This is a genomic window from Micromonospora maris AB-18-032 (assembly GCF_000204155.1).
Lineage (GTDB): Bacteria > Actinomycetota > Actinomycetes > Mycobacteriales > Micromonosporaceae > Micromonospora > Micromonospora gifhornensis.
The window spans coordinates 33,541-57,083 of the sequence record NC_015434.1 but is presented as its reverse complement, the minus strand read 5'-3'; the positions used below and the strand labels follow the sequence as shown (position 1 = coordinate 57,083).

Sequence of the window (23,543 nt, the reverse complement as noted above, 5' to 3'; positions counted from 1 at the left end):
CGGCTACGGGACGAACGGGGGGCGGTCCCGGATTCGGCGAGCCGGAAAACGGGCAAGGCTGACAGGCATGCAGAACCACCTCGTCCTCCTGCTCCCGGTCGCCGTCGTCTGGTGGGCCGCCGGCTACCTCGCGGAGGGGTTGCCCCGGATGACGCACGCGCGCGAGCTTCGTCGACATGCCGGCTGGCTGCTCGGGCTCACGCTGGTCGGGCTCAGCCTGACGGTGGCTCTGCCGATCGCCGGTCTGACCACCGCCGGGGCGACCCTGGCCGACCGGGCCGCCGCTGGGCTGGCGCTCGCCGCGCTACCGGCGCTGGTGGTGGCGCTCTGCACCGTACGCCGGGTGCGTCGGCTCCGGGCCGGAGCGGGCGCACTGGCCGCCGCCGCCCGGACGCCGGCACCACACGGGCTACGGGCCGCCGCCGCCCACCCACTGATCGGGCTGCCGCTGCAGGTGACCGGCCTGGCCCTGCTGCCCGCGCTGATCACGGCCAGCGGTGCCGCCGAGTTCTTCGGGCCGGGCATCACCGGGCCGGCGGTCACCATCGGGGTGCTGGGCGTCGGGGCCATCGGGGTCCGCCACGCGCTGCGCCACAACCGGCTCGCCGAGCGAGCCATGCCGCAGCGGTCCGCAACCTCACCGAGCCCGGCCCGCGCCCTGCACGTATAGCAGCTCCAGGATCGCCCGCGTCGCCTCGAACCAGCGGTCGAGCCAACCCGGCGGCGGCACACTGCCCCTCGGCGGCAACTCCATCAGCAGGCCGCGCAGCAGCGGATGATCCGCAAGGGAGCCGTCGTCCACGCTCGACCATCCGGTCGCCGGGAACGACGGTTCGGTGAGCGGGTTCGGGTCCAGCGACGGCAGAGTGAGCGGCGACGTGGCCTGCTCGCTCGGTGCCGTGGTGTCCCGCCCGGAGTGTTCGGTGTCCGTGGACACCACCTCGGTCAACACGGTGTCCCGCCGAGCCCCGCGATATTTGCCGCCGAACCTTTCCGGCTTGCCCGGGCTGTTGGTGAGGTTGTCCGATCCGATACTCGTCATTCGTCTCGCCTGCCTCGCTCGGTTACCCGCCCTGCTCGGGGGGATGTCGACCAGCGCGTACCGAGAGGTACAACGAGACGGGTGGGAAGTGGCGACGGCAGCCGACCGGGCCGGGCCCCACGGAGGGACCGCCGAGCGCGGCGGACGACGTGGTCCCCGACCGGACGTGCCGATCGGGGACCAGGTCGTTGCTACGGGATCAACCCCGTCCGAAGACGCCGCCCCGTGTGCCGGCGACGAAGGCGTGCCAGTCACCCGGAGCGAAGACGAGGGCCGGTCCGGCCTTGTCCTTCGAATCCCGGACGCCGACCGCCCCGGTCACATACGCCACCTCGACGCAGTTGTCACAGTTCGGCCCGCTCTTCGAGCTCTTGAACCAGTGCGCCTGCGTCAGGTCCACGGGGAATCCTTGCGTCGCCATTTCCACAGCGGCTCCTCTGCCAATTTTGCGATGTACCCGACGGACTCCTCCGGACGCATGGCCGCTGCTCGAATGTGATCGAAGATGAAGCTGTACTTCTGCAGTTCGTCGCTCTTCTCCAAGAAGAGCCCACCCGTGGCGTTCTCCGCGTACACGACATCCGGATCACCTGGTTCGGGGAAGCTCAGGATCGTGAAGGTGCCGTCCATGCCAGCATGTGCCCCAACCTCGAAGGGCAGGACCTGCAACGTCACATTCGGCAGCTGGGCTACCTCCACCAACCGATTGAGCTGGTCACGCATGACCGTGTCCCCGCCCACCGGACGGCTCATCACCGCCTCATCGAGCACCACCCACAGATCGACCGGATCGTCCTGGGTCAATAACGACTGGCGACCGAGTCGGACACGCACTCGTTGTCGCACCTGTTCCGCAGTGAAATCAGGGCGGGCCGCGCGAATCATCGCGCCGGCGTAATCCTCGGTCTCCAGCAGACCCGGAACCACCTGCTGCTCGTACGCCCGGATCGAACTGGCCGCGGCCTCCAGGCCCACGTACGCCCCGACCAGCACCGTGCTGTACGGGTGCCACCAACCCTTCTGCCGCGCCTCCCGAGCGATCTGCACCAGCTCGTCGCTCTCAGCGCCGACCACCCCGTAGATCCGGAGCATGTCCCGGACGTCCCGGGGCGTCGCGGTGGTGTGACCGGTCTCGATCCGGGAGATCTTCGACGCCGAACACTCCAGTTGCTCGGCCACCGCCTCGATGGTGATTCCGGCCGTCTCGCGCTGACGGCGCAGTTCCGCGCCCAGGCGACGCCGGCGGATGGTCGGACTGCGCCGCTCGCTCACGGTGTCACCTTCCGCCTCGACGCGCCGCTGTCTGCCGCCCGCCTGGGGCGCGACCATAAGGCGGCGGGCGTTTCGCGGCAAGGGGTGGAGCCGGTCCTCGACCGGCCGCGACGGGCGAAACCGGTCCTCAGTGTGCCGTCCGGGTGGCGGCACGTTCAAGCGCCGTTTCGCGCGAGCCGCTCACGTATCGGCAAAAGTCGACGTGCAACTTGCATGAAGCACGACGCTGATGCACTCTGTCCGTATGACGCGGGCTACGCACCGTTCTGATCCAGTCTCCCCCTGTGATCACCGCGGTGCCGACGGAGACGACGACCGGGTGACCCGGTCGATCGGCGACCGGCCCCGCGAATCCGGTGGCCGGTCGCCGACGCGCGACGGCGGCGGTGGCCCCAGACACCTTCCCTGACAGCCCAGACACGGCGGGCCGAGTACGCCACCAGCGCAGCGAAGCCCGTCGACGCCACGAACCCGGTTCCCGAGTCACGACCTCGTCGCCGGAGCCCGCACTTCCCCCCGATCAGCCTTGCCGGCCTCCCCGCCGGCCGACCTTTCAGGAGCCCATGTGCTTCCCCGCTCCGGTGACGTACTGAACGTGACAAGCGCGGCGAGTGTCCAGTTCATCAGACCGATTCACTTCCGGGTGATCCGGGTGCTGGACCGCCCGACCTATGACGGTTGGCTCTGGCTCGAAGGTTACGAGTTGAACACGGCGGGGGACGCGGTCAACCGTCGATCGATCTTCGTCCAGCGGGCCGGGCTGCACCTGGTGCAGGCCGCGCCGCAGCCGCGACCGCACACCGTCCGCTCGGCCCGTCGGCCCGTCACCCGGACCCCGGTCCGGGTGGGCTGAGCATTCGAAACGCCGCCGACGGGCACACCGACGCCATAGAATCGGTGTGCCCACCCCGGCACGTCTCCACCGCGCCTCCAGGACCCCGAACCTGGGATGGCCATGGTCAATCTGTCCGCGCGGCGGCCCCATCGGTCCCGTATCGCCCACGCCTTCGGAATCCTGGCACTGTTCGGTGCCGCCATCACCCTGATGGTGCTGGTCCGGGATCCCGCTCTGTCCTCCACCCGGCTGGCCGAGCCGGTTCCCGCACCCGAGATCACGGTGGTGGAAGCCACGCCGCCGACCGGGTCGGGAGGCTCACCGCCCGCCTGGGACGAGTTCGACGACGACCGCACGGCACCACTGACGCCCAACGACTCGGCTGCTCTGCCTGACGGCTCGGCCGCGATGCCCGGCGACTCCGAATCGTCCGCCGACAGTGCGCACCGGGCGGCGACGTCCGACCGAACCGGCGACCGGCACAGCTCCGATGCACTCAGCCGGTCGCTGTTCTGGTCAGGGGTATTCGGGCTCGCCATCTCCCTCGCCGGGCTCGGGCTGGTCAGCACCAGACGACGGATGTGGTGAGCAGCCGATCACCCGGTGGGGCTCGCCGTGGCCGTCGGGTCGGTGGTCGGCCCGGTCGTCGTCGGGTCGGTGGTCGTCGGCGCGGTGGTCGGTGCCGTCGTCGACGGGCTGGGGGTGGCGACCACCAGCCTGACCACGTCGCCGGGCTGGACGGGCTCACCCTGGCCCGGATCGGTGGCGATCACGGTGCCGGCCGGCTGGTCCGACGGGCGGTACACGACCTCGGGTTCGAGATCGAGTGCTTCCAGCCGGGCTCGGGCCGCATCCTCGGAGAGCCCGACCAGGGGCGGCATCGGCAACCCCGTCGGCGCAGCGCTTGTCGTCGGTGCCGCCGAGGGCGAACGGGTTGGTGAAGCCGACGCGCTCGTCGGCGCCGTCGAGGTCGGCTGGGGCGACGGCGGCGGGGAGTCGTCCTCGTCCACCGCCTGGCGTGCCAGCCACAACCCCACTCCGAGCGCGCCGAGCAACAGCAGCAGGACGATTCCCCAGAGAATCGGCAGCCACCAACGCCGACCGGCCTGCTCGTCGCCGTACCACTCGCCGGCGGTCAACTCACGGTCGTCACCCGGGCCCGGTGGCCGCACCTCCGCCCGCCCCGACCACAGCTGGGGTCGGGGCGTCGGCGGCACCACCACTGTCGCGTCCGCCTCGGTGCCTTCGGGCGGCGTACCACCCAGCACAGCGGTGTCGTCGGGATCTCCGGCGGGCGGAGGCAACGGACGTGTCCGGTCGTCCGGCTGTTCCTCGCCCCGCTCGCTCATGTCGGCATCCCCACGCTGGTCAACCTAGCGGTTCCGCCCGCCATCGGCCGGAATCAGCGTGTCGGGTGCCTGTCACTGCCGAAGGAACTCGTCATCCGACGACCGAATCCCGCAGAAGATGTACACGATGTCGTCCCATCGTCCAACGGTGCCGGCGGCGGGCTCCTGTTCGGTGACCTTTCCGGTCAGCCCGGACGGATAGTGCGGCGAGAAGCCCTTGTCGAAGAGTTCGGCCGCCGCCTCCCGGCAGTCTTCCCCGACCACCTGCGGCATCTCGTTCAGTGGGGCCGCCCCGGCCACGGTGATCGAAATCGTGCTGCCGTGCTTCACCGGCGTACCGGCGACCGGATCAGTGCTCCGTACGCTCTGGTTGTCGCCGGTGCCGAAGATGAACTTCCATTCCAGCCCGCGCTTTCGCACCTCGTTCCGGGCCTCTTCGAGGTCCATGCCGACGAGATCCGGCACGGTCAGCCCGGTCGGACTCGGTGCGGCGGCACTGGTCGGGGCGGCACTGGTCGGGGCGGAGGTGGACGCGGGCCGCTCGCGCGGTGTCGACGGGGCCGGTGCGCTCGGGCTGCGGCCTCCCTTCGCAGCGACGGGCGTCTCCGGCTGCCGCTGTTCGTCGCCCGCGAGCACCCAGCCACCGGCGGCTCCGATGACCGCGAGCAGCACCGCCGCGACGCCACCACCAACCACCATCGTCTTCCGATCGGGACCGGTGTCGGCCCGCGTCGTCCGGCCGTCCGTCACCTCACCCGTCATTGCGCCCACCGCCTCATCACCGGCGACCGTACCCATCGACGACAAACACCGTCCGTCACCTTGATCGCCCGGTACGGCGCACGACTCGCCGCGCCGGGCACAGGAGGTTACGCTGCCCGGCATGGCCAGACAGGGCTGGGGAGGATCGATCGCCACCGCGGTCGGCGTGGCAGCTGGCGCCGGTGCCGCCCAACTGGGATTCGGCTACGGCCTGGGCATTCTGAACTGGGCGCCGGCCGAACCGACCGCCGGCACGGCCGCCTGGGTGGCCAGCCTGATCTGGGCCACCTGGATCGCCGCCACCTCGACCGTCTTCGGTGCGGTCTGCGCCCAGCGGCTCCGGGACCGGCGTCCGGCGCTGTCCACACCCGACGTCGAGTCGGCAGCTGACCCGGGTCGACTGCCGGCAACTGACGGGCGCGGTGGTGACAGCCTGTGGTTCATCGCGTTGGCCGGTGCCGCCGCACTGGGCGCGCTGATCACCGTGTTGCTTGTCGCCGTACCCGCCCGGGTCGCGGTGGTACCGGACACTCCCTCGCCGCGGGACATGGCCGCCGGGTACGCCGCGGTCGGTGTGCTGGTCGGCGCGCTGGTGGCCCTCTGGTCACTGCGCTGCCGGGCGGCGGCCACCAACGTGATCGCCACCGCCGGTTGGTTGTGGCTGCTCGCGGTCGTCGCCGTACTCGACTCGGTGCTCGCCGGTCGGGGCCTGACCACCGCCCAGTTGGGCATCTGGCAGCTCAGTTCCGACAGCGACCAGTTCTGGATCCGGGACTACTTCTACTGGCCCGGGGCGATTCTCTCCCTCGGATCGGCGTTGGTGATCGGCGCGCTGGCCGCCCGCCGAGGCGTCCGCGACGCCGACCGCCGGGTGGGTGCCACCGCCTCCGGTGCGGCCGGTCCGCTGCTGGTGGCAGTCGCCTACTTCCTGGCCGTACCGAGGTTGACCGCGATCAACCCGGAGCAGGTGTCCGCCCACCTCATCGCCCCGTACGCGGCAATAGTCGGTGTCGGCGGTTCCGTCCTCGTCGCGGCGCTCGCCCAGCGGTCCGCCCGGCGCAGGTCGATGCAGCCGGCCACCGACGCGGCATCCACCCCGCAGGTGCCTCGACAGCGTCCCGGCACCCACGACAGCACGGACGCACCGACGAACGGTGACCCCGGTGCCACGGGCGTCCCGACCAGCGGTGACCGCGACAGCACGGACATACCGACCACCCGTGACCACGGTGGCGCCTACCCACCGGACAGCGGCAACCGCGACAGCGCGGGCACACCGGCCAGCGGCGATCAGGGCGGCAGCGGTGAACCGACCCGACGCAGCACCTCCGAGCCGTCGGCGGGGCAGCCGTCCGAGGTCATCTCCGCCGAGGCCCGGAGCGGCGCGGGCGCGGGCCGCGCCGAGGCCCGGGACCGTTCGGGTGCGAGCCGCGGCGAGGCCGGCGGCGGCTCGGGTACCGGTCCGGACGCCGAGCCGGCAACCGGCGCCACTGCCGGGCCGGAGGCTTCGAGCCGACGGGCCCGACCACCGCGTCGCGCCCGCTGACGGGTCAGTCGACGGGCCAGGTGTGCACCGGCTCGTTGCTGCCCTGCAGCTCGGCGTAGCGCTGGAGCATGTGGTGCAGCGCGGCCGGTCGGTCCAGGCCCCGCTGCCGCTGTGCGGCCCACACCGTCGCCGTCTGCCAGACCGCCCCGTTACGGCCGGTACGACAGCGCTGCTCGATGATGCCGAGGAGCCGGTCGCGTTCGGCCGGGGCCACCCCGAAGGCGTCGAGCCCGGCGGACGCGATGGGCAACAGCACGTCCAGCACCAACCTGGTCACCGGCACCTCGCCGAGCCGGGGCCAGTGCAGGACGGCGTCCATGCCCCGTCGGGCGGCGATGTGGAAGTTCTCCTCGGCGGAGCTGAAGGTGAGCTGACTCCAGATCGGACGGTCGGCTTCGGCCAGGCCGCGGACCAGCCCGAAGTAGAAGGCGGCATTGGCCAACATGTCGACCACGGTCGGGCCGGCCGGCAGCACCCGGTTCTCGACCCGCAGGTGCGGACGCCCGTTCATGATGTCGTAGACCGGGCGGTTCCAGCGGTAGACGGTGCCGTTGTGCAGTCGCAGCTCGGCCAACTCGGGCACACCGCCGGCATGCAGGACCTCGACCGGGTCCTCGCTCTCACAGATCGGCAGCAGCGGCGGGAAGTAGCGGACGTTCTCCTCGAAGAGGTCGAAGATCGAGGTGATCCATCGTTCGCCGAACCACACCCGGGGTCGTACGCCCTGCGCCTTCAGCTCGTCCGGACGGGTGTCGGTGGCCTGTTCGAACAGGGCGATCCTGGTTTCCGCCCAGAGCTGCCGGCCGTACAGGAAGGGTGAATTGGCACCCACCGCGACCTGCGCTCCGGCGATCGCCTGGGAGGCGTTCCAGTAGTCGGCGAAGCTGTCCGGCGCGACCTGGAGGTGGAACTGGAGGCTGGTGCAGGCCGCCTCGGGCGCGATCGAGTCGGTGTGCGTACGCAGCCGTTCGACACCACGGATGTCGAGTTCGATGTCCTCGCCCCGGGCACCGACGATCTGGTCGTTGAGCACCCGGTACCGTTCGTTCGTCGACAGGTTGTCGGCGACCAGGTGACGCTCGGTCAGCGTGGGCAGGATGCCGACCAGGACGATCCGGGTGTCCGACCGGGCCGCCCGCTCACTCGCCCGGTTGAGGCTGCCGAGCAGGCCGCGTTCGTAGTCGGTGAAGCCCGCACCGGAGATCAGTCGAGGGTTGGCGTTCAGCTCCAGGTTGAACTGTCCCAGCTCGGTCTGGAACAGCGGATCGGCGATGGCGGCGAGGATCTCCTCGTTGCGCATCGCGGGTTCGGCTGCGGGGTCGACCAGGTTGAGCTCGATCTCCAGCCCGGTCATCGGCCGGTCGGCGTCGAAGCCGAAGTCGTCAAGCATCAGGGCGAAGACGTCCAGGCAACGGCGGACCTTCTGCCGGTAGAGGACCCGGTCCTCGCGGGAGAATGCGGCCCGATCGACGTCCCTGCCCATGTGTTCCTCCCGGCGCGCGACGCGACGGAACGGTGCCGTTCCGCAGCGCAGTGTGAACCTTACTCGCCGACGCGCCGAACCTGGCCGTCCCGAAGATCGGTCCATTGCCGCAGTCCCCCGGCAGAGCAGCGCCGCTCTGACCAGCGACGGGCCAGTTCGGACACGCCGGAAGAAGTCCTACCCAGCGCCGGTGTCGTGGCCTACGAACAGCTTGACGAACAATCTGTGACATTTGGCACCGACGGCAGCGCCCTGGGACGGTGGGGCCAGGGCACAGGGGTGGTGAACAGCCGACAGGCCCGCGCGGTGAAGCGCGGGCCTGTCGGGCGTACGAGAGGTCAGGCCTGGCGGACGGCCTCGCCCTCGATCTCGATCTTGATCTTCTTGCCGACCAGGACGCCACCCGACTCCAGGGCGACGTTCCAGGTCAGGCCGAACTCCTCACGGTCGATCTCGGCGCTCGCCGAGAAGCCGAAGATGTCGGTGCCGAAGGGGCTGCGGCCGACACCCTCGAACTCGACCGTGAGGTCGACCGGGCGGGTCACGTCCTTGATGGTGAGTTCGCCGGCGAGGACGAACTCGTTACCGCTGTGGGACTTCACGCCGGTGCTGCGGTACTCCAGCGTGGGGAACTTCTCCACGTCGAGGAAGTCGCCGCTGCGCAGGTGGGTGTCCCGGTCGGCCTGGGCGGTGGTGATGCTGGCCGCCTGGATGGTCGCGCTGACCGTGGACTCCAGCGGCTCCTCGGCGATCGTGATGGTCGCGCTGGCCTCGGTGAACTCACCGCGAACCTTCGCCACCATCATGTGCCGGGCCATGAAGCCGACCCGCTTGTGCGCGGCGTCCAGCAGGTAGGTGCCAGCCGCCGGGATGGTCAGGCCGTTCCACTCGCGGGTAACCGACTCGGTGCTGCTGGTCATGAGAGACTGCCCTCCGGTAGAGAATGTTGGCTTGGTCAACGACTGACCAAGCAACTATACCCTCGACAACATTCCACGTGTCAAGGACTGCTAGGATGGCCTGGTGAACCCGAACGTGTTCGATGACTCTCGCATCACGGCTGTCGGCCTCCTCTTCGAGGTACATGCCGGGCTGTCCGCCCGGTTCGCCGCGCAGATGGAAGAACACGGGCTGTCCCCGGTCGAGTTCGAGGTGCTGACCCGGCTCACCCGCTCGCCCGACAACCAACTGAGAATGACCGACCTCGCGGCCCAGACCTCGCTGTCCACCAGCGGCGTGACCCGGGTGGTCGACCGGATGGAACGCGATGGCCTGATCGTCAGACGTGCCTGCGCGTCCGACCGGCGTAGTTCGTTCGCCGTGGTGACGCCGGCCGGCCTGCGCCGGCTCGATGAGTGCCTGCCCGGTCACCTCCAACTCATCGAGGACTGGTTCACCGGCCAACTGGATCCGACCGCCCTGAACGCCCTGCTCGACGGCCTGCGCCGGGTGCGGGACGCGGTGCATCCCTGCGCCACGGCCGGCAGTGGTGACCCGGCCACCGGACCGGAGCACGCCAAGTCCACCGCCTGTTGATCGTCGTTCGCAGGTGCCGCGTTTTCAACCCCCGCCGCCGAACTATCGGTGGTCGGCCCAGCAGCCGAGGGTGACGTCAGCGGCAGAAAGAGCGGCAGAACCGATCGAACAAACGGCGATAGGTCACCAAATGCGACAGGTCGCCTTTCGCCGTCTCGCTAGTCTCGGGTCACCGGGGGCGCAATGGGGGGTGCCGGCGCGGGCGATGAGCGAGGGGTGGCAACAGGGGGCTTCCTCGCCCGCGCCACCACCCCCCGTTGTCGTGACCGATCGCGGGCCTTCGGCAAGTCCTCCACCACAGCGGCCTGCTCGTCGGCGAGCGATGCCGCCCCGCGCGACGCGCGCAGGCGCAGTTCCCCGTCGGCCTCGGCGGTACGTGGGTCGGCCAGCAGCCGCAGCAGCCACTGCCGCCCGGCACCGGCGCGCCCGCGAAGCCGCCACCAGAGCGGCAGGCCGGCCGCCAGGCGCAACGCGGTCAATGGGTCGTCCACCGCGGCGTACGCCAGCGCGGCACTGATGTCCCCGGACACCTCGTCGAGTCGACGCGCCGCACCGGTGGCGTCGGCCCCGGTCAGGCCCGGTGCGGTGCGCTCCACGAACCACGTGATCACTCGCGCGTGCCGACGCTGGATCACCGCCGCCTCACCGGCGCCGGAAACCCGTTCGACGGCGTAGTCGCGTACCGCGTCGAGCAGTCGGAAGCGAAACGGCCCATCCCCGCGTACGTGCAGCAGTCCCAGTTCGATGAACCGGTTGAGCAGCCGTACGGGGTCGGCGGTGATGGCCGTGCCGGTGAGCATCTCCTCGGCCAGTTCGATCGACCACCGGTTGTCGAACGCGGAGAACCGGCGCAGCGCCGCACGCTCCTCGTCGTCGAGCAGCCGGTAGCTCGTCGCCACCGCGTCGCGCAGCGTCCCCGCCACCGCCGCCCGGGTGTCGTCCGGCCGCAGTTGACCGGTCGGCCAACCGCTGCGGGTCGCCATGTCCAGGTCCAGCACCCGATCGCCGTAGCGGTCGAGCAGTTCGGTCAGGCTGAGCAGTCGACCGCGTGCCGCCATCAGTTCGATGGCCAGCGGAAGCCCGCCCAGTCGCCGCACCAGCGCGGCCAGCGCCGGAAGTTCGGTCTCGGTCGGTGGCTCCCGGCGGACCTGCGCCAGCCGAGCGGTGAACAGCGCCACCGCCGGGGAGGCGGCGAGCGCCGACTGATCGATGTCTCCCGATGCCGGCACATCCAGTGGCAACACCGGTCGGACCCACTCGTCCGGCAGCCCCACCGGATGCCGACCGGTGACTAGTACCCGCAGCGAGGGCACGGCGTCGACGAGACGCTGCACCGCACCGGCCACCGAATCGGGGGCTCGTTCGGCCGCATCCACCAGCAGCGTCGGGTCGCCGATCCGGGCGGTCAACTCGGTCGTCCGGGACACTCCGAAGGCGCCCAGCGCGGCCGCGAACACGTCGGCGACGTCCGACCCGACGTCGACGTGCAGCCCGCTGACACCGCCCGGACGACCGGACTCCGACGGCGGCCCGACCGGGCTCGCTCGTCGAGCGGCGGCGACAGCGTGGCAGGCGGCCAGCGCGAGGGCGGTCTTGCCGACACCCGCCACCCCCACCAGGCTGATCACCCGAGGTCCGCGCGGCTCGGTCAGCAGGGTGACCAACTCGGCCAGATCCCGTTCCCGCCCGATCAGCTCGGGCGGTGGCGGGACGGGTGTCGGCTCACCCGCAGTGGCCCGGGCGGTGCCGCCATCGGCTCTGCGAGCCGCGGCCACGAAGGCCGTACGGGCGGCACCGGACAGGTCGAGCGCATCGGCGAGCAGATCGACGGTGGTGCGCTGCGGGCGCGAGGAGCGTCCCCGTTCCAGGTCACGAACCGTCCGTACGCCGACGCCGGCACGAGTCGCGAGTTCGGCCTGGGTGAGGCCGGCGGCCCGGCGATGCCCCCGCAGCAGATCCGCAAGGCCGGACGACCCGATCCACCCGGATGAACGATCATGACTCGAAGTCATGGTCCGGGACATTACGGGCCAGGCCCGACATCCGGCAGGCGAGCGTCAACCACCCGACCGGTCGATGCCGAAACCCGACAGGCGACCGGCGCACCCGGTCACCGGACCCCGGTCACATCCCCAGGTCACGCGCGATGATCATGCGCTGCACCTCGGACGTGCCCTCGCCGATCTCCAGGATCTTGGAGTCCCGCCAGAACCGGGCCACCGGGTACTCGTTCATGAAGCCGTACCCGCCGTGGATCTGCGTCGCCTCCCGGGCGTTGTCCACCGCGATCGTGCTGGCGTGCAGCTTGGCGATCGCCGCCTGCCGCTTGAACGGCTCGCCGGCAAGCATCCGGGCCGCCGCGTCGTAGTACGCCAGCCGGGCCGTGTGCGCCTTCATCTCCATGTCCGCGACCTTGAACTGGATCGCCTGGTAGTTGCCGATCGGCTGGCCGAAGGCGTGCCGCTCGCGGGCGTACTTGATCGACTCGTCGACGCAGCCCTGGGCGAGGCCCACGGCCAGCGCGGCGATGGCGATCCGGCCCTCGTCGAGGATGCGCAGGAACTGGGCGAAGCCGCGACCGCGCTCGCCGAGCAGGTTCTCCGCCGGCACCCGGCAGTCGTCGAAGGTCAACTCGTGGGTGTCCGAGGCGGTCCAGCCGACCTTGGAGTAGCCGGGCGCCACGGTGAAGCCCGGCGTACCGCTCGGCACGATGATGGTGGACAGTTCCTTCGCGCCGTCCGGCCGGGTGCCGGTGACGGCGGTGACGGTGACCAGGGCGGTGATGTCGGTGCCCGAGTTGGTGATGAACGCCTTCGAACCGTTGATCACCCACTCGTCGCCGTCCAGCACGGCCCGGGTCTCGGTGCCCCCGGCGTCCGACCCGGTGCCCGGCTCGGTGAGCCCGAACCCGGCCAGCGCCTCGCCGCTGAGCAACTTCGGCAGCCACCGGGCCTTCTGCTCCTCGGTGCCGAACCGGTAGATCGGCATCGCGCCGAGCGAGACCGCCGCCTCCAGAGTGATCGCCACGCTGGAGTCGACCCGGGCCAGCTCCTCCAACGCCAGGCAGAGGGCGAAGTAGTCGCCGCCCATGCCGCCGTACTGCTCGGCGAAGGGCAGACCGAACAGGCCCATCTTGCCCATCTGCCGGATGACCTCGTACGGGAAGGTGTGCTGCTCGTAGTGCTCGGCGATGACCGGCGCGACCACCTCGCGGGCGAAGTCCCGCACGCTGTCGCGCAGCGCCTGGTGCTCCTCGGAGAGCCGGAAGTCCATCGGGGTTCCTCCTGTGTGGACGGCCGACGAGCGCTCGTGACGCCTCGACGGTGCCGGTGCTGGCTGATGCGTACGGTGACGCCGGTTCAGACGGGGGTGACGCCGTGCCGACGACGGGAGAAGTGCCGGTCCTTGCTCCGGGCGGCGGTGAAGCGGCGGATCAGTTCGGCGCGCAGTTCGTGCGGCTCGACGATCGCGTCGATGACAAGTTCGCTGGCCAGCCGGACGATGTCGATGTCCTGCTCGTACTCGGCACGCTTGGCGGCGACGAAGGCGGCCCGCTCGGCCTCGTCCTCGATCGCGGCGATCTTGTTCGCGTACACCGCGTTGACCGCGGCCTCCGCGCCCATCACCGCGATCTTCGCGGTGGGCAGCGCGATTGTCGCGTCCGGCTCGAAGCCGGGACCAGCCATGGCGTAGAGGCCTGCCCCGTACGCCTTGCGGACCACCACACAGATCTTGGGTACGGTCGCCTCGGAGATCGCGGTGATCATCTTGGCGCCGTGCCGGATGATGCCCTGCTTCTCCACCGCGCTGCCGACCATGAAGCCGGGCACGTCGGAGAGGAACAGCAGCGGCACGTTGAACGCGTCGCAGAGTTGCACGAACCGGCTCGCCTTGTCGGCCGAGTCGACGAAGAGCACCCCGCCCTTGAACATCGAGTTGTTGCCGACCACGCCGACGACCTCGCCGTTCAGCCGGCCGAACCCGATGGTCAACTCCTTGGCCCAGAGCGCCTGGATCTCGAAGAACGAATCCTCGTCGAGCAGGCCCTTGACGTACCGTCGCATGTCGAAGGCCTGCCGCTCGCTGGCCGGCACCAGCGCGGCCAGGTCCGCCTTGGCGGGTGCGGCGACCGCCTCGGCGGTCGGCGGCTGCTGGGTCCAGTTCGCCGGCAGGTACGACAGGTAGCGCTTGACCACGTCGAGCGCCTCGGCCTCGGTCTTGCAGAGGAAGTGCCCGACGCCCGACTCGGCGCAGTGGACCTTCGCCCCGCCCATGGCCTCCAGGGTGGTCTTCTCCCCGGTGACCATCTCGACCATCCGGTCGGAGCCGAGGTACATGCTGGCGTTGCCGTCCACCATGGCCACCACGTCGCAGAACGCCGGGATGTACGCGCCACCGGCCGCGCTCGGCCCGAACAGCGCGCAGACCTGGGGGATCGAGCCGGATGCGCGTACCTGATTCCAGAAGATCTTGCCGGCACCGCGGCGACCCGGGAACAGCTCGACCTGGTCGGTGATCCGCGCCCCGGCCGAGTCGACCAGGTAGACCATCGGCACGCCGGTGTCGTACGCCCGCTCGATGATTCGGATGATCTTCTCGACGGTACGCGCACCCCAGCTGCCGGCCTTGACCGTGGAATCGTTGGCCATCAGGCAGACCTGGCGACCGTCGATGGTGGCGGTGCCGGTCACCACCCCGTCGGCGGGCAGCCCGTCGGCGAGCGCGTTGGCGTAGAGCCCGTCCTCGACGAACGATCCCTCGTCGACCAGCAGGGCCACCCGCTCCCGGGCGAACAGCTTTCCCTTGGCCGCGTTCGCCGCGTGATACTTCTCCGCGCCACCGGCCCGAACGCGCTTACCGAGCTGCTCCAGCGCCCCACCGTCAACAGTCACCACGGCTCCCCACCACGCCCAGCCTGAACGATCGTTAATCTACCCCACCCACGCCCACCCTCACCACGCCACACCCACCCCTCCTACCCGCGATCTTGCACTTCTCGTCGCCACATATCGACATAAGGAGCGCATATGGGCGACAAAAACTGCAAGATCGCGGGTGGATGGGGCGGCGCGGGGAGGGGTGGGGCGTGTGGGGTTCAGGGGAGGGGGGTCAGGGCGGTGCGGGGGCCGGCGCGGAGGACGCCGGAGGGGAGGCGGCGGGCGGTGAGGTCCTCGGCGAGTTTGGCGGCGTCGATCAGGGCGTCGAGGTCGATGCCGGTGTCGATGCCCATGTCGTGCAGCATGTGCACCGCCTCCTCGGTGGCCAGGTTTCCGCTGGCACCCGGCGCGTACGGGCAGCCGCCGAGACCGCCGACGCTGGCGTCGAACTCGGTCACCCCGAACTCCAACGCGGTCAACAGGTTCGCCAGGGCGGTGCCCCGGGTGTTGTGGAAGTGCAGCAGCACCGGGATGTCCGCGTTGCGGTCGCGTACGGCGGTGAGCAGGTCACGGACCCGTCGGGGCGTACCCATGCCGGTGGTGTCGCCGAAGGCCACGCGGTCGGCGCCGTCGGCGACCACCCGTTCCACGATGGCCGCGACCCGGGTCGGGTCGATGTCCCCCTCGTACGGGCAGCCGAAGCTGGTCGCGATGATCACCTCGGCCTGCGCGCCGGCACCGTGCAGCATGTCGATCAGTTCGGCGATGTCGTCGAGCGACTCGGCGGTGGAACGGTTGACGTTGCGCCGGTTGTGCGTGTCGCTGGCGGAGACGACCACCTCGATCTCGGTGAACCCGGCGGCCAGGGCCCGCTGCGCGCCTCGCGTGTTCGGCACCAGCGCCGAGTAGCGAACTCCGTCGACCTTCGTGGCCCGTTGCCACACCTCGTCGGCGTCGGCCATCTGCGGGATCGCCTTGGGGTGCACGAACGACACGGCCTCGATCCGCCGTACGCCGGTGCGGGACAGCGCGTCGAGCAGCCGCACCTTCGCCTCGGTCGGGATCGGCTCCTCGTTCTGCAGCCCGTCACGCGGCCCAACCTCCCGGATGGACACGACCCCCGGCAGTTCCCTCATCCCGGCCACCTCACTGTGCACCTCAACCTCTCCTCGTCCTCTCCGAGCATGGCACCCCCACCCGCATGCGGATGGGGTCAGCGCATGCGGGTTATCAGGGTGGTGTCGTAGGTGCCGGCGGTGAACTCCTGGTTGTCCAGGAGTTCGGTGAAGAAGGGAAGGTTGTTCTTGGGGCCGGCCAGGGCGAAGTCGGCCACGGCGGTGCGGGCGCGGGCGATCGCTTCGGGGCGGGTGTCGGCGTAGACGACGAGCTTGGCCATCAGGCTGTCGTAGAACGGGGTCACGGTGTTGCCCTCGACGTAGCCGGAGTCGACGCGTACGCCCTCACCGGTGGGCTCCACCCAGGTCTTGATCACTCCGGGGCCGGGCAGGAACCGCTTCGGGTCCTCGGCGTTGATCCGCAGCTCGATGGCGTGGCCGCGCGGGCTGAGCGCGTCCGGGTCGAAGGTGGGGGCCAGGCCGGCGGCCACCCGCAGTTGCTCCTCGACCAGATCCAGGCCGTAGACCAGCTCGGTGACCGGGTGCTCCACCTGGAGCCGGGTGTTCATCTCCAGGAAGAAGAACTCGTCGGTGCCCGGGACCAGCAGGCATTCCACCGTGCCCGCGTTGCGGTAGTCGACCGCCTCGCCGGCCCGTACCGCCGCCGCGAGCAGGCGTTCCCGCAGCTTTGGGGAGACCGCCGGGGAGGGCGACTCCTCGACCAGCTTCTGGTTGCGGCGCTGCACCGAACACTCCCGCTCACCGAGGGCGACCACCCGACCGTCGGCCAGGCCGAGGATCTGCACCTCGACGTGCCGTACCCGGGGGAAGTAGCGCTCGATCAACACCGAACCGTCGCCGAACATCCGCTCGGCGAACGCGCGCACCTTGTCGTACTCGGTACGCAGCGCGTCGTCGTCGGCGGCCACGCCCATGCCCATGCCGCCACCGCCGGCGGCGGCCTTCACCATGACCGGGTAGCCGATCTCGCCCGCCGCAGCCAGCGCCGTCGTCAGGTCGGCGGCCGGCTCGGTGGTCCCGGGTGCCACCGGAACCCCGGCGGCGGCCATCAGGTTCCGCGCATTGATCTTGTCGCCCATCGCGCTTATCGCGTCCGCGCCAGGTCCGACCCAGATCAGGCCACTGGCCTCGACGGTACGGGCGAAGTCGGCGTTCTCCGACAGGAAGCCGTAGCCGGGGTGGATGGCCTGTGCACGGGTCGACGCGGCGGCGGCGAGGATCGCCTCGGTGTTGCGGTAGCTCTGTGCGGGGTTGGCCGGACCGACGCAGACCGCCTCATCGGCCTCGCGCACGAACGGCAGATCGGCGTCGACCTCCGAGTGCACCGCGGTCGCGCGTACGCCGAGCCGCCGCGCGGTACGGATGATCCGGCGGGCGATCTCGCCCCGGTTGGCGACCAGCAACGACTCGATCATGAGTCCTCCGAGCGTCCAGATGGTGGGACAGCATGCTAGGCAGGCGTACCGCCGTGGAGCAAGGAAGCGGGTCACTCTCCGCCCGCGACAGTGCTGCCGAAGCGGCGCGTCGGCGCAGGTGGACCGGCATGTCGGGGCAGGTGCATGCCGATGCGGGCCAGGAGGCTCAGACTGTTCCGGTCGGGGCGCGGGATACCCAGGCGAGGCCGGTTGCGGCGCGGGAGGCTCAGGCGGGGTCGGTGGGGGCGAGAAGTGCGGCGAGGGTGGCGGCGCGCAGCAACTCGGCCCGGCGGCGGCGGTCGACCTCGCCGCCGAGGAACGGGGTGGAGTTCATCAGGCCGAACGCGGCGTGGGCCAGCACCCGCGCCTCGCCGTCGGGCAGCCCGGCGTGCAGGGCGGTCAGCACGGTGACCCACTCCTCCACGTAGAGCCGCTGAAGACGCCGGATGCGCCGTCGGGGCTCCTCGGGCAGCCGGTCCAGCTCGTGCAGGTGCAGCGCGATGACAGCGGGATTGGCCAGTGCGAAGTCGACGTGAAAGTCGATCAACGACTCCAGCACGGCGCGGGGATCGCCCGGGTGGGCGGCGGCGCGCTGCCGACCGCCGTCGAGCAGCCCTTCGCTGACCGGCACCAGCGCGGCGACAAGCATCGCTTCCTTGCCGGCGAAGTGGTGGTAGAGCGCCGGGCCGGTCACCCCGGCCGCCGCGCCGATGTCGTCCATCGACACACCGTGGTAGCCGCGCGAGGCGAACAGCCCCACCGCGATCTCCAGGATCTCGTCCTTGCGGGACCGGCGCCGCCCCGTTCCCGTGGCCCCGCTGTTCGCGCCGCGGGCCCGCTGCTCCACCGTCACCGGGCAAGCGTAGACCCAGGCCGATGACGGGGGGCAGGCTCGGTTACCCGCCAGTCCGCCTGCCGGGAACGCCCGCCCGGCAGCGCTGTCGAAAACCCTCCCAGGGCGACACGCCGCACCAGCCCAGAGGACAAATCCACCCCCGGCGGGCACGTCCGGCCCCCACCGCCCGGCGCTACCGGACAGCCGACCGCCGATCGATCATGAAGTTGCCTGCGTCCGGCAACTCCATGATCGACTCGACGGATCAGGTCGGGTTCGGGCCCTTCACGACGGGAGCGCGGACCAGGTTGCCCCATTCCGTCCAGGAGCCGTCGTAGTTGCGGACCTGCGGGTAGCCGAGCAGGTGGCGCAGCACGAACCAGGTGTGGCTGGACCGCTCCCCGATCCGGCAGTACGCGATCACGTCGTCGTCGGGGCTCAGCCCGAGCTGGTCGGCGTAGATGGCGCGCAGTTCCTCGGCCGACTTGAAGGTGCCGTCGTCGTTGGCGGCGGACTTCCACGGCTTGCTCACCGCACCCGGGATGTGCCCACCGCGCAGCGCACCCTCCTGCGGGTAATCCGGCATGTGCAGCATGTCGCCGGTGTACTCACCCGGCGAACGCACGTCGACCAGCGGACGGCCCGCCGCGACGTGCGCCGCCACCTCCTCGCGGAACGCCCGCACCGGTGCGTCGTCGCGCTGCGGCACCGGGTACTGCGCCCGCGGTCGGTCGGGCCTGTCGCGGGTCATCTCCCGGCCCTCGGCGATCCACTTCTGCCGCCCGCCGTCGAGCAGGCGCACGTCGGCGTGACCGAAAAGCGTGAAGACCCAGAGGGCGTACGCGGCCCACCAGTTGAAGTTGTCGCCGTAGAAGACGACCGTGTCGTCCCGGCCGATGCCCTTGGCGGCGCAGAGTTCGGCGAACCGTTCGGCGTCCAGATAGTCGCGGGTCACCTGGTCGTTCAACTCCAGGTGCCAGTCGACCTTCACCGCACCGGGAATGTGCCCGGTGTCGTAGAGCAGCACGTCCTCGTCGGATTCGACGACGACCAGACCCTCGTCGTGCAGGTGCTCGGCCAGCCACTCGGTGGTGACCAGCCGCTGCGGGTCGGCGTAGGACTGGAGTCGGGGATCGGGATCACTCGGCACAGGCATGATCCCCAAGGTACCCAGTCGCGGGCTGCCGGGTGGCACGCTCCGCTGACGGGACAGCGCGACGAGGCCACCACGAATATCGTCGACAACAAACACTGGCCGTTCCCTCGGAAGGTTTCGCTGTGGCTGTTGGTCGTCGCTGGCTGTCACGTACGGTGGCCGCCACGTTGCTCGTCCTTGCCGGTACGGCTCTCCCCGCTGGTCCCGCCGCTGCGGTCGACCCGGAGCCGAAGTTCGCCTTCGATCTGACCAGCACGACGGCTCCGCTGGGAGTCGAAACGAAGAGAATCCATCTGAGATTCACCAACCTGACGACTGACGAGACCCCGACCGCGTGGCAGTTCAACGTCCGCCCCACCGATCCGGACTCCTGGGAGAAGGCCGCCGTCCAGTGGCCCGGCCCGGGCACCGACATCGGCGAGTGCGACGGTGAGCCCGAACACTTCTACTGCCACATCGCTGCCCCTGCGCATGAGGGGTTGATACCGGGACCCGGCGAGACGACGGAGATCCCGCTCGACATCCGTGTCCGCGTGCAGGACGAGCCGTACGAGGGCAGCTTCGTGGTCACCGTGCACGCGTACTGGGCGGGCGAGCGGTCACCCGACGTCGAGAAGACCTTCCCGCTGACGATCGTCGACGAGGCCGAGGCTGATCTGTCGGTGCTCGCCCCGGACGTGAAGCAGTCGGTGCAGGTGGATGCGGACGGCAAGCTCGAAGCGACCGGGCCGCTGAACCCGGGCGAGACGGCCGCTGTGCGCTACCAGATCGTCAACCAGGGCCGGAAGGCGGTCAGCGGGGTCAAGGTCACGCTGGGCCTACCCGAGGGCGTCACCTTCACCGCGCCGCCCGAGGAGTGCGCGATCGACGCCGACGGACGCTCGGCGGTCTGCACCTACGACACGCTCGCACTCGTACCGGCCGCTGAGGACACCGACCCCAGGGACGACGTTCACTCCGCCGTCGAGGTGCACAACCTGGTGACCGTGCCGGCCGACACCAAGGCACCCGTCACGTTGCAGGGCGGGACCGTGCAGGTCGAGGGCCTGACCGAGGAGGTCGTCGCCAAGTCCGACCTGGTGCGTACCAAGCTGCCGGCGAACGCTGTCGCCGTACCGGCGGCGGATGTGGATGCCAGCGACAACCAGGACGGCTTCTCCGTCGTGGTCGCCGCGCCCCGCAGCGGCGGGGACGACGACGGTGGCAACGGTGGCGGTGGTGAGCTGCCGATCACCGGGTCGCCGACCACGCTGATCGCCGGAATCGGTGTCGTCCTGCTGGCAGGTGGCGGCCTGATGCTGCTGCTCGCCCGACGTCGGCACCGCCTGCCGCACGCCTAGCGGCCCTCGCGTCACCCGCCTGACCAGGAAGTCGTCGTGTTGGCGGCTTCCTGGTCAGCGAGGCGGTTGTGGTGGGAGCGGGCCGAGCAGAGGGCGTTTGGCGGTCAGGGTGTCGCCGGACGAGCGGCCGGTGATCCGGCGCTTGATCCAGGGGGCCAGGTGCTGTCCGGCCCAGCGCAGGTCGGCCGCGCGGGCCGACAACCAGGGCGTCGGTTCGGGGTGCGGCGGTACGAGCAGCCACTGTTCGTCGCAGCCGACGCCGAGGGCGGCGAGCACCTGGCCGGCGACCCGGCGGTGACCGGCCGCAGACAGGTGCAACCGGTCGGTGCTCCACAGCGTCGAGTTCAGGTAGGTGTCGTCGGCGTACAGGTCGACCAGGATCGCGCCGTGCCGCTCGGCGGTCTCGCCGACCGCGCGGTTGACCACGGCGAGCCGGGGCCCGATGAGCCGCTGTCCGGGCAGCCGGGGCGTCACGTCGGCGAACCGGAACAGCACCACGTCGGCCCCGTCCGCGCGCAGCCGGCCCACCACCTGGTCGAAGCGCGCGGCCAGGGCATCCGGGTCGAAGGTACGACGCAGCACGTCGTTGCCACCGGCGGCGAAGCTGATCAGGTCGGGCTTCATCGCCAACGCCATGGGCACCTGCTCGGCCACCACGTTCGGAAACGTACGTCCCCGGATGGCGAGATTGGCGTACTGGAAATCGGGACCGGCCTCGGCGGCGAGCCGGGTGGCGACCAGATCGGCCCAGCCCCGGAAGCTGCCGTCCGGATAGGGGTCGTCCAGACCTTCGGTGAAGCTGTCCCCGACCGCGACGTAACTACGCCAGCGCACCACTGCTCCTTCAGAGGAGTAAGGAAGGGCCCCTTCTTAACGCCTGCGGTATAGGAAGGGCCCCTTCTTAACGTCGGAGAGTCTGGCACCAGGCAGGCATCCCCGGCTGCCCCTGAGGCTGGATCGTGGCGGAGGTCATCGCCTGACCAATTCGAGTACGCTCGCTGTTCGTGACGGCGGAACTTGCCATGATCTCCATCTCGGCCGGGCAGGTGACGCTGTCGGACCGGCGTACCCAGCGGCGCTGGTCGGTGCGACTCCAGCCGTACGACATCGCCGCGGTTCCGGTCACCCAGGAGCAGTACGCGCAGGTCACCGGCGAGCGCCCCAGCGCGGCGACCGGCGATCGGCTTCCCGTGGAGAGCGTCTCCTGGTGGGATGCGATCCGCTTCTGCAACGCCCTGTCCCAGCGGGACGGCCTGACGGCGGCGTACCGGCTCGACGGCGACCAGGTCGGCTGGAATGTCGACGCCGACGGGTACCGACTGCCGACCGAGGCCGAGTGGGAGTACGCCTGCCGCGCCGGCACGACCGGCCCCCGATACGGGCCGTTGGACGAGATCGCCTGGTATCGCGGCAACTCCGCCGAGCGGATCCACGAGGTCGGTGGCAAGCAGCCCAACACCTGGGGCCTGTACGACATGTTGGGCAACGTGTGGAACTGGTGCTGGGACGTCTACGACGCCGAGATGTACGGCAGTTACCGGGTGCTGCGTGGCGGCGGCTGGTTCGACGAGCAGTGGAGTTGCCGCGCCTCGGTACGCCGTCGCAGCCATCCGACGTTTACGGTCGACGATGTGGGTTTCCGGGTCGCACGCTCCGGATGATCGAGGGATAGCGCCGCGAATTCGGCGCGAATAGTGTCTCCAGCCACACTGTCCGGGAGCCTGGGGGTGCCATATCTATTCGGGCGATTACCCCTACTTCATTCCGGCCCCCGGCGGAACCGTGGAGATTCCCATCCTCATCACCGTCAGCACAAATACGCAGGAGCCCTTCGAAGGTGAGTTCAGTCTCTCAGCCGGCATGTCCTGGACTGAGAACAACCCTGTCGAAACCAGGAAGCGATTCACATTCAGCGTGGTCGACAACCCCGAAGCCGACCTGTCGGTGATCGCGTGGGACGTGGATCAGTCGGTGCCCATCGATGCAGGCCCGATCGGACCCGATCCTCATGGGCCGTTGAACCCGGGGGAGGCGGGCGGGTTGCAGTACCTGGTCGCCAACCACGGCCGGAAGGCGGTCAGCGGCCTCAAGGTCACGATCCGCCTACCCAAGGGCGTGACGTTCATCTACCAGGACGAACCGTGTGTGATCGACAGCGACGGACCGACGGCGGTCTGCACCTACGACAGGCTCGCGCTCGTCGGCGAACGCCGTCGCCGTACCGGCAGCCCGATGTGGACGTCAGCGACAACCAGGACGGTTTCGCCGTCGTGGTCGCCGCATTCCCCAAGGACGATGGCGGGGGTGGAGGTGGCCTGCCGGTCACCGGTCCGCAGGCCGGGCTGATCACCGGCGCCGGTCTCGCCATGCTGACGGTTGGCGGCATCCTGCTGCTCCTGGCCCGACGCCGCACCCGACTGCCGCACGCATAGCGACGCAGCACCACGTTGTCACCCGGTGACTCCGACCAGGGACCACCGGGTGACAACGTCTGGCGATCACTACCCGCGGCGGGCCAGGGACCAGGCGATCAGGCCGCTCACCGCGCCGACCAGGACGCCGGTGAAGACGCTGCTGATGGCCGCGAAGACCCGGATGATGACTGCCTGCGTGCCGGGGGCGAGATCGCCGAGATTGCCGCCGAGAGTCGGCGGCGCGTCGAACGCAGCGTCCCAGAGCACCTGGTGGGTCAGCGCCAGCAGCACGCCGTAGATCAGGCCGAGGACGAGCAGGGTGAGGAAGGGGTTGGGCACCCGCCGCAGCACCGCGGTCACGATCCAGACCATCGGCGGTACGACCACCAGCAGCAGATTGACGAAGGTGCCCTCGTGCACCAACCCCAGATCGTGCAGCACCACCCGAGGCAGCCCGAGCAGCGCGAGCCCGAGCAGGGCGGGCCACGGAATTCCGAGTGCCGTCCGACGCTGCGGAACAGGCTGTGCGGTGCTCATGGCGGCAA

The 23,543-nt window shown here is 70.2% G+C and carries 23 protein-coding genes and 1 pseudogene; 8 read left to right on the top strand and 16 right to left on the bottom strand.

All coding sequences use genetic code 11. The annotated features are described in order from the left end of the window. Window positions 1-67: 67 nt before the first annotated feature. A complete protein-coding gene (locus tag VAB18032_RS00295) occupies window positions 68-670 on the top strand; it encodes a hypothetical protein (protein WP_013730757.1) in 603 nt (200 codons plus the stop codon). On the opposite strand, the gene VAB18032_RS00290 is transcribed toward VAB18032_RS00295, so the two are convergent. The 3 genes from VAB18032_RS00290 to VAB18032_RS00280 form a co-directional block, all read right to left on the bottom strand. Then, on the bottom strand, window positions 638-1,042 hold the full coding sequence (locus VAB18032_RS00290; protein WP_013730756.1) for a hypothetical protein: 405 nt from the start codon (window positions 1,040-1,042) through the stop codon (window positions 638-640). The genes VAB18032_RS00295 and VAB18032_RS00290 overlap by 33 nt on opposite strands. Window positions 1,043-1,241: 199 nt before the next feature. Then, window positions 1,242-1,463 carry a DUF397 domain-containing protein gene (locus VAB18032_RS00285; protein ID WP_043719173.1) on the bottom strand — a complete coding sequence of 74 codons (222 nt, stop codon included), beginning with the start codon at window positions 1,461-1,463 and terminating at the stop codon, window positions 1,242-1,244. Then, on the bottom strand, window positions 1,433-2,314 hold the full coding sequence (locus VAB18032_RS00280; protein WP_013730754.1) for a helix-turn-helix domain-containing protein: 882 nt from the start codon (window positions 2,312-2,314) through the stop codon (window positions 1,433-1,435). Before VAB18032_RS00280 ends, VAB18032_RS00285 begins: the two co-directional genes overlap by 31 nt. A 565-nt stretch (window positions 2,315-2,879) precedes the next feature. Here VAB18032_RS00280 and VAB18032_RS00275 point away from each other — a divergent pair. Beyond that, on the top strand, window positions 2,880-3,167 hold the full coding sequence (locus VAB18032_RS00275) for a hypothetical protein (RefSeq protein WP_013730753.1): 288 nt from the start codon (window positions 2,880-2,882) through the stop codon (window positions 3,165-3,167). A 102-nt stretch (window positions 3,168-3,269) separates the two neighbouring features. Further along, entirely contained in the window at window positions 3,270-3,737 is a 468-nt protein-coding gene (locus VAB18032_RS00270; RefSeq protein ID WP_043722481.1) for a hypothetical protein, read from the top strand. A gap of 8 nt (window positions 3,738-3,745) precedes the next feature. On the opposite strand, the gene VAB18032_RS00265 is transcribed toward VAB18032_RS00270, so the two are convergent. Continuing rightward, window positions 3,746-4,498 (bottom strand): PASTA domain-containing protein, encoded by a 753-nt coding sequence (locus VAB18032_RS00265; protein ID WP_013730751.1) that lies wholly within the window; start codon window positions 4,496-4,498, stop codon window positions 3,746-3,748. Window positions 4,499-4,570: 72 nt separating this feature from the next. Continuing rightward, window positions 4,571-5,260 (bottom strand): PASTA domain-containing protein, encoded by a 690-nt coding sequence (locus VAB18032_RS00260; RefSeq protein WP_013730750.1) that lies wholly within the window; start codon window positions 5,258-5,260, stop codon window positions 4,571-4,573. Between the two features lie 121 nt (window positions 5,261-5,381). Between VAB18032_RS00260 and VAB18032_RS00255 the strand changes: the two genes are divergently transcribed. Continuing rightward, on the top strand, window positions 5,382-6,806 hold the full coding sequence (locus tag VAB18032_RS00255; protein WP_013730749.1) for a hypothetical protein: 1,425 nt from the start codon (window positions 5,382-5,384) through the stop codon (window positions 6,804-6,806). Between the two features lie 4 nt (window positions 6,807-6,810). Here VAB18032_RS00255 and VAB18032_RS00250 read toward each other — a convergent pair whose 3' ends face one another. Both VAB18032_RS00250 and VAB18032_RS00245 read right to left on the bottom strand, forming a co-directional pair. Continuing rightward, window positions 6,811-8,289, bottom strand: coding sequence for a glutamate-cysteine ligase family protein (locus tag VAB18032_RS00250; protein WP_013730748.1), 1,479 nt, complete (start codon window positions 8,287-8,289; stop codon window positions 6,811-6,813). Window positions 8,290-8,627: 338 nt separating this feature from the next. After that, window positions 8,628-9,209: a YceI family protein gene (locus VAB18032_RS00245; protein ID WP_013730747.1), complete on the bottom strand. Its 582-nt coding sequence runs from the start codon at window positions 9,207-9,209 to the stop codon at window positions 8,628-8,630. Between the two features lie 103 nt (window positions 9,210-9,312). On the opposite strand from VAB18032_RS00245, the gene VAB18032_RS00240 reads away from it, so the two are divergent. Further along, the gene (locus VAB18032_RS00240; protein ID WP_013730746.1) at window positions 9,313-9,825 is read left to right on the top strand and encodes a MarR family winged helix-turn-helix transcriptional regulator; all 513 of its coding nucleotides are present in this window, start codon (window positions 9,313-9,315) and stop codon (window positions 9,823-9,825) included. Between the two features lie 272 nt (window positions 9,826-10,097). On the opposite strand, the pseudogene VAB18032_RS00235 reads toward VAB18032_RS00240, so the two are convergent. The 7 genes and pseudogenes from VAB18032_RS00235 to VAB18032_RS00205 form a co-directional block, all read right to left on the bottom strand. Next, window positions 10,098-11,837: pseudogene (locus tag VAB18032_RS00235) on the bottom strand (ATP-binding protein); the annotation flags it as partial. Between the two features lie 112 nt (window positions 11,838-11,949). Beyond that, window positions 11,950-13,098: an acyl-CoA dehydrogenase family protein gene (locus tag VAB18032_RS00230; RefSeq protein WP_013730744.1), complete on the bottom strand. Its 1,149-nt coding sequence runs from the start codon at window positions 13,096-13,098 to the stop codon at window positions 11,950-11,952. An 86-nt stretch (window positions 13,099-13,184) separates the two neighbouring features. After that, a complete protein-coding gene (locus VAB18032_RS00225; protein WP_043722467.1) occupies window positions 13,185-14,717 on the bottom strand; it encodes an acyl-CoA carboxylase subunit beta in 1,533 nt (510 codons plus the stop codon). Between the two features lie 203 nt (window positions 14,718-14,920). Then, window positions 14,921-15,829 carry a hydroxymethylglutaryl-CoA lyase gene (locus VAB18032_RS00220; RefSeq protein WP_193386301.1) on the bottom strand — a complete coding sequence of 303 codons (909 nt, stop codon included), beginning with the start codon at window positions 15,827-15,829 and terminating at the stop codon, window positions 14,921-14,923. An 86-nt stretch (window positions 15,830-15,915) separates the two neighbouring features. Next, entirely contained in the window at window positions 15,916-17,253 is a 1,338-nt protein-coding gene (locus VAB18032_RS00215; protein WP_013730741.1) for an acetyl-CoA carboxylase biotin carboxylase subunit, read from the bottom strand. A gap of 226 nt (window positions 17,254-17,479) precedes the next feature. Further along, window positions 17,480-18,106 (bottom strand): TetR/AcrR family transcriptional regulator, encoded by a 627-nt coding sequence (locus tag VAB18032_RS00210; RefSeq protein ID WP_013730740.1) that lies wholly within the window; start codon window positions 18,104-18,106, stop codon window positions 17,480-17,482. 247 nt (window positions 18,107-18,353) lie between these two features. Further along, window positions 18,354-19,244: a sulfurtransferase gene (locus VAB18032_RS00205; protein ID WP_043722457.1), complete on the bottom strand. Its 891-nt coding sequence runs from the start codon at window positions 19,242-19,244 to the stop codon at window positions 18,354-18,356. A gap of 122 nt (window positions 19,245-19,366) precedes the next feature. On the opposite strand from VAB18032_RS00205, the gene VAB18032_RS00200 reads away from it, so the two are divergent. Further along, window positions 19,367-20,584, top strand: coding sequence for an LPXTG cell wall anchor domain-containing protein (locus VAB18032_RS00200; RefSeq protein ID WP_158309484.1), 1,218 nt, complete (start codon window positions 19,367-19,369; stop codon window positions 20,582-20,584). Between the two features lie 54 nt (window positions 20,585-20,638). Here VAB18032_RS00200 and VAB18032_RS00195 read toward each other — a convergent pair whose 3' ends face one another. Continuing rightward, on the bottom strand, window positions 20,639-21,418 hold the full coding sequence (locus VAB18032_RS00195) for an SGNH/GDSL hydrolase family protein (protein ID WP_043722454.1): 780 nt from the start codon (window positions 21,416-21,418) through the stop codon (window positions 20,639-20,641). A gap of 188 nt (window positions 21,419-21,606) precedes the next feature. Here VAB18032_RS00195 and VAB18032_RS00190 point away from each other — a divergent pair, with 188 nt between their 5' ends. Both VAB18032_RS00190 and VAB18032_RS31370 read left to right on the top strand, forming a co-directional pair. Then, window positions 21,607-22,245, top strand: coding sequence for a formylglycine-generating enzyme family protein (locus VAB18032_RS00190; RefSeq protein WP_013730736.1), 639 nt, complete (start codon window positions 21,607-21,609; stop codon window positions 22,243-22,245). Between the two features lie 121 nt (window positions 22,246-22,366). Then, window positions 22,367-22,930: a hypothetical protein gene (locus VAB18032_RS31370; RefSeq protein ID WP_148272162.1), complete on the top strand. Its 564-nt coding sequence runs from the start codon at window positions 22,367-22,369 to the stop codon at window positions 22,928-22,930. A gap of 155 nt (window positions 22,931-23,085) precedes the next feature. Here VAB18032_RS31370 and VAB18032_RS00180 read toward each other — a convergent pair whose 3' ends face one another. Beyond that, window positions 23,086-23,535 carry a hypothetical protein gene (locus VAB18032_RS00180; RefSeq protein WP_013730734.1) on the bottom strand — a complete coding sequence of 150 codons (450 nt, stop codon included), beginning with the start codon at window positions 23,533-23,535 and terminating at the stop codon, window positions 23,086-23,088. Between the last annotated feature and the right edge of the window lie 8 nt (window positions 23,536-23,543).